Annotated in this window: 5 protein-coding genes; 3 read left to right on the plus strand and 2 right to left on the minus strand. The window is 72.4% G+C overall.

All coding sequences use genetic code 11. The features are described 5' to 3' along the window. Positions 1-363, minus strand: a 363-nt coding sequence (locus BST15_RS23140; protein ID WP_165757150.1) for a MarR family winged helix-turn-helix transcriptional regulator, incomplete at its 3' end; no start/stop codon positions are given. A 165-nt stretch (positions 364-528) separates the two neighbouring features. On the opposite strand from BST15_RS23140, the gene BST15_RS20055 reads away from it, so the two are divergent. Both BST15_RS20055 and BST15_RS20060 read left to right on the plus strand, forming a co-directional pair. Beyond that, on the plus strand, positions 529-1497 hold the full coding sequence (locus tag BST15_RS20055) for an NAD(P)H-quinone oxidoreductase (protein WP_046191214.1): 969 nt from the start codon (positions 529-531) through the stop codon (positions 1495-1497). Positions 1498-1711: 214 nt separating this feature from the next. Next, positions 1712-2338, plus strand: a complete 627-nt coding sequence (locus BST15_RS20060) for a GNAT family N-acetyltransferase (RefSeq protein ID WP_046191211.1) — start codon at positions 1712-1714, stop codon at positions 2336-2338. A gap of 149 nt (positions 2339-2487) precedes the next feature. Here the strand turns inward: BST15_RS20060 and BST15_RS22265 are convergent, their stop codons facing one another. Continuing rightward, positions 2488-9813, minus strand: a complete 7326-nt coding sequence (locus tag BST15_RS22265) for a PE family protein (protein ID WP_207572063.1) — start codon at positions 9811-9813, stop codon at positions 2488-2490. On the opposite strand from BST15_RS22265, the gene BST15_RS22435 reads away from it, so the two are divergent. After that, the coding region (locus tag BST15_RS22435; RefSeq protein WP_207572064.1) for a hypothetical protein at positions 9799-10061 on the plus strand (263 nt) is incomplete at its 3' end. The genes BST15_RS22265 and BST15_RS22435 overlap by 15 nt on opposite strands.

A 10061-nucleotide genomic window follows, 5' to 3' on the forward strand; every position in this document is an offset into this window, starting at 1 on the left:
CTTCCCCCAGGACATTCCTGGGATTGAGCGTGTCCAACACACGGGGTCAAGTCCCGTCGACACGGTTTGCGCGTAGCTGATGATCGCCGGGGCGATGATCGCCCTTCCAGCGTCGTTGAGAAGCGCGACGACGCCCCGTTTGTCCTGCGGATCGGGCTCGCGGCGCACCAGTCCCCGCTCCCCGAGACGGTCGATTCGCGTTGTCATCTGACGGCGAGAAGCGCCCAACAGGTCGGCCAGATCACCCATTCGGGCCGACCCGTCCGTGGACTTGGCCAGGATGTCGAGTACCCGCAAGTCGATCACCGACAGTTGATGATCCACGGTCAGCGCCCGGTTGAGCGCCGCGTCGAATCGCAGCACGGCTTCCAAATAGTGTTGCCATGCTCGACGTTCGGCGAGATCCAAGCCGGGTAAATCACTCCCCGTCCGGCGGCGATCATGGCGCTGCACAGCGTCATGTTAAGCGACGTACTTGGGGCTTCTGATCGTTTTCGGCCGCCTCAGGCCGGTAGTAGCGTGTCGGACATGCGCGCCATCATCGCCGAATCCCCCGACGTCCTCGCCTGGCGAGAGGTCCCCGATCTGCAACCGGCCCCGGGCGAGGTGCTCATTCGGGTGGCCGCGGCCGGGGTGAACCGCGCCGATCTGCTGCAGGCGGCGGGCAAGTACCCTCCCCCACCCGGGGCCAGCGACATCCTCGGCCTGGAGGTGTCCGGCGTCATCACCGCGGTGGGAGACGAGGAGACCAGCTGGTCGGTCGGACAACAGGTTTGTGCCTTGCTGGCCGGGGGCGGCTACGCCGAATATGTGGCGGTTCCGGCTGCTCAAGTGCTGCCGATACCGGACCGGGTGGATCTGGTGGATGCGGCCGGCCTGCCGGAGGTGGCCTGCACCGTCTGGTCGAACCTGGTCTTGACCGCTGGGTTGTCCGAGGGCCAGTTGCTGCTGGTACACGGTGGAGCCAGCGGCGTGGGCAGCCACGCCATTCAGGTGGCACGTCAGCTCGGGGCGTGGGTGGCCGTCACCGCCGGATCCGGGGCCAAGTTGGCGTTCTGTCGTGAACTGGGCGCCGAGATCACCGTCAACTATCACGACGAGGACTTCGTGGCGCGGGTGCGTGAGGCCGGCGGTGCCGACGTGATCCTGGACATCATGGGGGCGGCCTACCTGGACCGCAATGTCGATGCGCTGGCCAACGACGGCCAGCTGGTGGTTATCGGGATGCAGGGCGGGGTCAAAGGCGAGCTGAATCTGGGCAAGCTGATCTCCAAGCGCGCCCGGGTGATCGGCACCGCGTTGCGCGGCCGGCCGGTGGAAGGGCCGCACAGCAAGGGCACGGTGGTTGCCGCGGTGACCAGCGAGCTCTGGCCGATGCTCGGCGACGGCCGGATCAAGCCGGTGATCGGTGCGCGACTGCCCATCACGCAGGCCGCCGAGGCACACCGGATGCTGTCATCGGGTGAGGTGACGGGGAAGGTTGTGCTGACCGTCTAGGCGCCGAACGTGCGTGGCATCACAGCCATAGTGCCGAACACGAAGGCCTATCCGCCTTTTCGGGCGTCAGGGCGCATATTCGTCGCTGATCTTCGCCAGGCAACGTAGCATCATTGGCGAGCCAATTGTCGACGGCGCTGCCGTCAACGGATCTCCAGGAGGAGTTTTTCATGGTTGCCGGAACCGGTCGTGCCCCAACGGATTCGGGAGCGCTATGAGTGCGCAGATGCCGCGGCAACGTAGTGGTCTCAGCGACTACGTCCTCTCGATACCGCCGCCTCCGCTGCCGATACTGGACGAGCCCTACAGCACTCGCTTCGCTGATCCGGACAGAGACGCCGAGATGATCTCGGAGTGGATGAATCGACCGCATTTGGCCCAGACCTGGGGCTACGACTACCCGCCCGACCAGTGGCGCCGCCATCTGGAGGTCCAATTCGAAGGCAACTACGCACGGCCATACATCTGGCTTCTACACGGCGAGCCCATCGGCTACATGGAGTTGTACCGCGCTGCACAGGATGACATCGCGACCGTTTACGACGCCCATCCCCACGACGTGGGCTTGCACGGCGCGATGGCCTCCGTCGGCGCACTCAGGAAAGGACACGCCACCAACATCCTAGGCCCGTTGGCTCGGAGCGTATTCGAGGCCGATCCAGAGTGCCGACGGATCATGGCGGATCCCCAGGCCGACGGCTCCAATGGACGGCTGTTCTGGGAGCACATAGGCATGCCGTTCCTCGGCGAGCACTACATGGTGAAGTGGGATCAGAGAATCGCATTGTTCTGCTGGCCCCGGACACCGGAGGATATCCCAGGCCATCGCGCTACGCCCTAAACACCAACGGCCAGGGCGGTGACGGATCGTCATCCGTCACCGCCCTTTTCGATGCTGCCCAGTCGCCCTGCAACCAATGACAATCCCCGGACCCGACACCGAAGTGTCGGACCGGGGATTCATCCGTTTACGCCCTGCCCGGCGTCTGGCTAGGGCGCGCCCGTGCCACCGGCGCCGCCGGCGCCGCCCACACCGGCCGGGCCCTTGCCAGCACCGGCGGTCGTGCCAGCGACACCATTGGATCCCGCATTACCGGCGACACCGTCACCATTGGTTCCGCCGGCACCACCTTGGCCACCATCACCGCCCCCGCCCGCCCAGTTGGACTTGCTGGGTCGGGAGGCACCGTTGACGCCGTTGCCGCCCTTGCCGCCCATGCCACCGGCGCCGCCCTGAGCCTGGGTGCCGTCGGCGTTGGCGCCGCCTTGGCCGCCGGTGCCACCGGTACCACCGGCACCGCCACTGCCACCGGTACCGCCACCGCCGGTGCCCTGACCGACGATGCCGTTGTAGCCGGCACCACCGGCACCGCCGGTGCCACCGGTACCCGCCTTCCCGCCGGTGCCGCCCTGACCGCCGAGACCGCCGGCGCCGTGTTCACCGGCATTTCCAACGCCCAGCGCAACACCACCGGCGCCACCTTGACCGGCCGCGCCGCCGACGCCGCCGTCACCACCCTGTCCGCCGGTACCACCGGTACCACCGGTACGGCCGGGTAGGCCGAGTCCGCCAGCACCGCCGGCACCACCGGTTCCGCCGTTACCACCGGTACCGCCGGTACCGCCGATCCCGCCGATTCCGCCGATTCCGCCCTTGCCGCCGTCCCCGGTCAAGGTGCCGCCAGCACCACCGACACCGCCGACACCACCCGCGCCGCCGGCAAATCCGGTGGCACCCTTGGCGCCGTCGCCACCCGGGCCACCGGGCATGGCGTTGCCGTTCGGGTCCTTGGGCATGATGCCGGTGCCACCGTTCGCGCCCACCGAGGTGTTGGCGCCGGCATTGCCGCCCTTACCTGCGTTGCCACCGGTGCCGCCGGTGCCGTGCTGGGCAGCCGAGCCGCCGTTGCCGCCGTTACCACCGGCAGCGCCCGCGCCGTTGGCGGCGTTGGTACCCGAGGTGCCATTTGAACCGGTTCCGCCGTTGCCACCGGTGCCACCGTTGCCGTATTCACCGGTTGCGCTACCGCCGGTACCGCCGTGACCACCGGCCTGCGCCAGGCCGCTGCCCAGCACCGTGCCGTTGCCACCGTTGCCGCCGGTGCCACCGACCGCGACCGCGCCGCCAGCGCCGTCCACACCACCGGCAGCCTGGGAGACTCCGTCGCCGCCAAGGCCACCGGCCCCGGCTGCGCCGCCCGCACCCGCGGTGCTGCTGCTGTTGCCGCCCTTGCCGCCAGTACCGGCCACCAGGTTCGAGCCACCGCCCGCACCATTACCGCCGGTGCCTCCAACGCCGGCGTTACCGCCCGCACCACCGTCACCGCCGATGCCACCGACACCGTCGGCGCCGCTGTTGCCCACGGTGGCGGCACCACCGGCACCACCGGAGCCACCGGCACCACCTTGGCCACCGGCACCGGCAGCGCCTGTCGCGTCGCCACCGGTACCGCCGTTGCCACCGGTGCCCGCCGTGGCGTTGGTACCCGCAGCGCCGTTAGCCGCGTGACCACCCGCACCACCGTGGCCGCCCACGCCACCGTTGCCACCGGAACCACCGTCACCGGAGACCGAGCCACCAGCGCCACCCTGGCCGCCGTTGCCGCCCGCCGTACCGGTCGCCCCGTCAGTTCCGTCGACACCGATCGTGGTGCCCGCGACGCCGTTGGCACCGGCACCGCCGTCGCCGCCCGCGCCGCCGTGTCCGATGGTGCCGCCGGCACCACCGTTACCACCGTGGCCGCCCAGCTGGCCCGACGCGGCGTTGCCGCCGGCGCCACCGTTGCCACCGTTGCCACCGAGGAGGGCACCGTCCTGGCCATTGTCGGCCGCGGTTCCGTCGCCACCGAGACCACCGGCACCACCGACGCCCGCGGTACCGGCCACACCACCGGCGCCACCGTGGCCGCCGGATCCGGCGATGGCGTTCACGCCGCCACCGGCACCGCTGCCGCCGTTACCACCGTTGGCGCCGTTGCCGGTGTTACCACCGGCACCACCCGCGCCACCGGCACCGGCCGCACCGGTGTCACCGAGCGTGGCGGTACCGCCGACACCGCCGGCACCACCGTTACCGCCCGCGCCACCGTTGCCGTTGGTGCTGGTGGCGTCTGCGCCATCGCCACCGTTGCCACCGGTGCCCGCGCCGGCGTTGGCGCCATCGGCTGCATTCGCGCCGGCACCGCCGTGGCCACCAGCTCCACCGACGCCGCCCAGGCCACCCACGCCACCGTTGCCCGAGGTGGTGCCGCCGGCACCCCCGCCACCGCCGGCACCGCCGTTGCCGCCTGCGGTTCCGGAGGTGCCATCGCCGCTGCCGTCGGTGATGCCGTTGACGCCGGCCGTGCCTGCTCCACCGTTACCGCCGGCACCACCAGTGCCGATCGCTCCGGCCGCGCCGCCCGTACCGCCAGCGCCACCATCTTGGGCGACATCACCCGGCAGGAGCACACCGTTACCGCCGTTGCCGCCGGCACCACCGTCGCCACCGGAACCGTTGGTTCCCGCCTGGCCACTGGCTGCCTGCGTGCTGCCCTGGCCGATACCGCCAGCGCCACCGGCACCGCCGAGGTTGCGGTCACCACCGATGCCGCCGTCGCCACCGTTGCCGGCCGCCAGGCCGCTACCGCCGTTACCACCGGCGCCACCAGTGCCACCGTTACCGGCGTTCCCGGCGTTACCGCCGGCTCCACCGACGCCGCCAGCACCGTTGGCCGCGTTGCCACCGATGCCACCAGCACCACCGGCGGCGGCGTTACCGCCTTGGCCACCGGTGCCGCCCGAGTTGCCGGCTCCCGCGGCCACACCGTTACCACCGTTGCCACCACTGCCACCGGTACCGCCTGCGCCACCGGCACCGGCCGCGCCCATGGTGGTACCGCCGGCTCCACCATCGCCGCCAGCACCACCGATACCGCCGTTGCCACCGAGGGTGCCGTTGCCGTCGAGGTCAATCCCGCCGGCCACGCCGCTACCGCCGTGGCCGCCGGCGCCGCCGGCACCACCGGTGCCGATCGAGCCGGCCGCGCCGCCGTTGCCACCGTAGCCACCGGCCTGGCCAGTTACTCCGTCGGCAAGCAGGGCGCCGATGCCACCGGCACCACCATTGCCACCGTTTCCGCCGCCACCAACGGCACCCAGTGCGCCGTCGCTGCGATAGGTGACACCGTCGCCGTTCAGGCCGCCCTTGCCCGCGGCACCGCCGACACCGCGGTCGCCACCGGCACCGCCATTGCCGCCATGACCAGCTGCCTCATTCGCGCCACCGCCAGCGCCGGCACCGCCCTGGCCACCATTGCCCGCCTGACCGGAAGCGCCTCCGTTGCCGCCGATGCCACCGCTGCCGTTGAGCCCTGCGGAGCCATTGGTCGCGCCGCCGCCCTTGCCGCCGGCACCACCGGATCCGCCGACGCCGCCGTTACCGCCGTTTCCGCCGTCGGTGCCGTCACCGCCGTTGCCGCCACTGCCCGCAGCGGCGTCAGCTCCAGCAAGACCCTGCACGCCCGCACCGCCGGTGCCACCGTTTCCGCCGGCACCGCCCACGCCGCCAATGCCGCCGTTACCGGAGATGGAACCACCCTGACCACCGCTGCCCGCGTTGCCGCCGGCCGCACCGTTTCCGCCGGTGCCACCATTGGCCAGTGCTGTCGAGCCAGTCGCGCCGTTGGCACCGGCACCACCGTTGCCGCCGGCGCCGCCGTTACCCACCGGCCCGGCATTGCCGCCGTCACCGCCAGCGCCGCCGAGCTGCGCGGTGCCGTCCCCGAGGAGTACCCCGGTTCCGCCCTTACCTCCAGCACCGCCGTTGCCGCCGATGGCCGCGGTACCCGCGTTGCCGCTGGCTGCCTGAATGCTGTTATCGGCATTCCAGCCGCCCGCGCCCGACGTTCCGGCGCTGCCACGGACGCCGCCGTCACCACCGTGGCCACCCGAGCCCGCCACGGCACCGATTCCGCCACCGGCACCGTCGGCGCCGCGACCACCGTTACCGGCGTTACCGGCGTTACCGGCGTTACCACCGGCGCCACCGGAACCGTCAACGCCGCTGACGCCGTTGTTAGCTGCTCCGCCGGCGCCGCCGTTGCCGCCGACGCCGCCATTACCGCCGATGCCGCCATTACCACCGTCGGTTCCGTCCGCGCCAGAGGCACCGCTGCCGGGCGATACCGCAGCGCCGGACACTCCGTTGGCGCCATGACCGGCGTTGCCACCGGCACCACCGATGCCACCCTGGCCACCAGCGCCGCCATTACCGGAGTCGGTTCCACCGGCACCACCGAGGCCACCGAGGCCACCGGCGCCGCCGTTCAGCCCGTTCGAGCCGTTTCCGTCGCCGAGGGTAACGCCGTCGTCACCGGCGGCACCGGCACCGCCATTGCCGCCCGCGCCACCAACACCGACCGAGGCAGCGTTACCGCCGTTACCGCCTGCGCCGCCACCTTGGGCATCGACTCCGCCGGTTACCTGGCCCACACCGGCGCCACCATGGCCACCGGCGCCACCGTCGCTACCCACGCCCGCCACACCGGCGCCACCGTCAGCCCCGTTGCCAGCGGTACCAACGCCGCCGGTACCCGCGGTCCCGGCAGCCGCGCCATCGGCACCGTCACCGCCCGCACCGCCGGCCCCCGCGTTGGCGGCGCCACCTCCACCAAGACCCGCGCCACCGGCGCCGGCCGTTCCGGCGTTACCGCCAGCACCCGCGGCGCCACCGTCACCACCGATACCGGCTAGCGCCTCGCCACCCTGGCCACCGACACCGCCCTGGCCACCTGCCCCGGCGTTGCCACCGTTGCCGCCCGCGGCGTCCGCAACCGTGGCGTCCGCACCTGCGCCGCCGTTACCGCCATTTCCGCCCTTACCGGCGTTGCCGCCAGCGCCACCGTTACCGGACGTGGAGCCGCCGAGGCCACCGGTACCACCATTACCGCCGAGGCCACCGATCGCTCCTGCGGTGCCGTTGCCGTCGCCGCCGGTGATGCCGTCCACTGTCGCCCCGGCGCCACCGGCGCCACCGGCACCACCATTGCCAATGGCAGCCGCGTTGCCGCCAACGCCTCCATGACCACCACCCTGGCCGACTCCGCCGCTCAGACCTGCGCCGTCGCCACCCTGGCCACCGACGCCGCCGTCACTGGCAACGCCGTCCGGTCGGGTGGAACCATCCTGCCCATTGGTGGTACCGGTACCGCCGAGGCCTACCTGTCCTGCTGAGGCACCGAGGGCACCGCTACCGCCGTTACCGCCGTTACCCGCGGTCGCGGCTCCGCCGCCGCCGAGGCCCTTACCGCCGTTACCGGCTACGCCGCCACTGCCGCCCATGCCGGCGTTGCCACCGTTGCCGCCCGTGCCGTTGGCAGCGCTGCCGCCCTGGCCGCCGTTGCCGCCCAAGCCGCCCGCGCCGGCGTTGCCACCGTTACCACCGTCGGTGTCTGCGACCGTGGCGTCCGCACCCGTACCACCGGCGCCGCCCTGACCACCGACGCCACCGTAGCCGCCTGCACCGCCGTTGCCAGAGGTTGAGCCGCCGGCGCCGCCCTGGCCACCGTCGCCGCCGATACCGCCGACCGCTCCGTCCGTACCGTGCCCGTCATTGCCCGTAACGCCATCGACCGTGGCACCCTGACCGCCGGTGCCACCCATGCCACCGTTGCCGACTGCGGCGGCGTTTCCGCCGTTGCCGCCCGCGCCACCGCCTTGACCGGTGTTGGTCGCGGTGATCAGGCCGTATCCGTCGCCACCGCGACCACCATTGGCGCCATCAGCCGCGACGCCGTCGGCTCCCACGGCCCCGTCAGCGCCCGCGTCCACGCCTGCACCACCCAGGCCAGCCTGACCACCGGCGCCGCCCAGTGCCCCGTCGCCGCCGTTACCGCCAGCACCAGCGTTGGCGCCACCGCCCCCGCCACTGCCCTGTCCGCCGACAGCCGCGTTGCCCGCGTTGCCACCGACACCACCGGCGCCGCCCGCACCGCCGGTGCCCTCGGCGGAGGTACCGCCGACGCCACCGTTGCCGCCCGCACCGCCGACACCGGCGTTTCCGCCGTTGCCTCCCGCGAGGTCCAAAAGGTAGCCGTCGTCGGCCGCTCCACCGTTACCACCGTGGCCACCCGAACCACCGTTACCACCGGCACCACCATTGCCCGAACCCGGACCAGCGACACCTCCGGCACCACCATTGCCACCGGCAGCTCCGGCGCCGCCCGCGGTCCCGTCGATGACGACCGTGGTTCCGTCGATGCCCGACGCGCCGTTGCCGCCGTCACCACCGACGCCACCATCACCGCCGATACCGGCCGTGCCACCGGTACCGCCGTTGCCGCCGGCCTGCGGCACGGTGCCTCCGAGCAGTTCGCCGTCGCCACCACGACCGCCAGCGCCGCCGTGGCCGCCGCCACCCTCGGCACCAGCGGCGCCCTGGTCAGCCTGCGTCGTGTTGTCGGCGTTCCAGCCGCCGGCGCCACCGGCGCCGACAGCGCCACGGTCACCGCCGGTGCCGCCCTGTGCGCCGGAGCCAGCGGTCGCACTGTTTCCACCGCCCGCACCGTCACCACCGCGTCCGCCGTTTCCGGCAGAACCTGCGGCGCCACCGACTCCGCCTTGACCGCCAGCACCGACTGCCCCGGCATCGCCCGCGGTCGCGGTGCCACCGGCACCGCCCTGCCCACCGACACCTCCGGCGCCGCCGTTGCCGCCGCTGCCACCGTCGATGCCGATCGTGCCATCGCCGCCGCTACCGGCCACGGCGTCGACGCCAGCTTGTCCGTCTAGGCCGCTGCCGCCCGCGCCACCGGTGCCACCGACACCGCCCGTACCACCGGCACCACCGTTGCCCGAGGTCGAACCGCCCGCACCGCCAATACCTCCGGCGCCGCCGGCACCACCCGTAACGCCGTCTGTGCCGTCGCCGCTGATGTTCGTGGTACCCGCCTTGCCCGTGGCGCCCTGACCACCGGCACCACCGGCGCCACCGTTGCCGACCGCCCCGGCGTCGCCGCCGTTGCCGCCCTGACCACCGGCCTGGACCGTACCGTCGCCGAGCAACAGACCCTTACCGCCGACACCACCGTTGCCGCCATTGCCACCGGCGCCGTCGGCGCCGATCGAGCCGGAGGCTGCCTGCGATCCACCACTGGAACCGCCCGCCCCAGCGGCACCACCCTTACCGACTTCACCGCCAGCGCCGCCGTTGCCGCCGTTGCCGGCCGCCACACCCAAGCCGCCACCGGCACCGGCACCACCGTCACCACCGTTGCCGGCCGCACCGCCAGCCCCACCGTCGCCACCGACACCACCGACACCATGGACTCCCGCCATGCCATGCGTCGAGGTACCACCGGCACCGCCGTCACCACCAACACCACCAACACCACCATTGCCGGACGTGCTGTCGGCATCTGCCCCGTCGCCGCCGTTGTTGCCAGTACCGGCCAAGGCGTCGGTACCCGCCGTACCGCTGGCGCCAACACCACCTGTCCCACCGGTGCCACCGGCGCCACCCGCGCCACCTGCGCCACCATCACCGGCCAGCGAACCACCCGCACCACCGGCACCACCAACACCGC

Origin of the sequence: Mycolicibacter arupensis (assembly GCF_002086515.1) — a bacterium.
Classification (GTDB): Bacteria; Actinomycetota; Actinomycetes; order Mycobacteriales; family Mycobacteriaceae; genus Mycobacterium; species Mycobacterium arupense.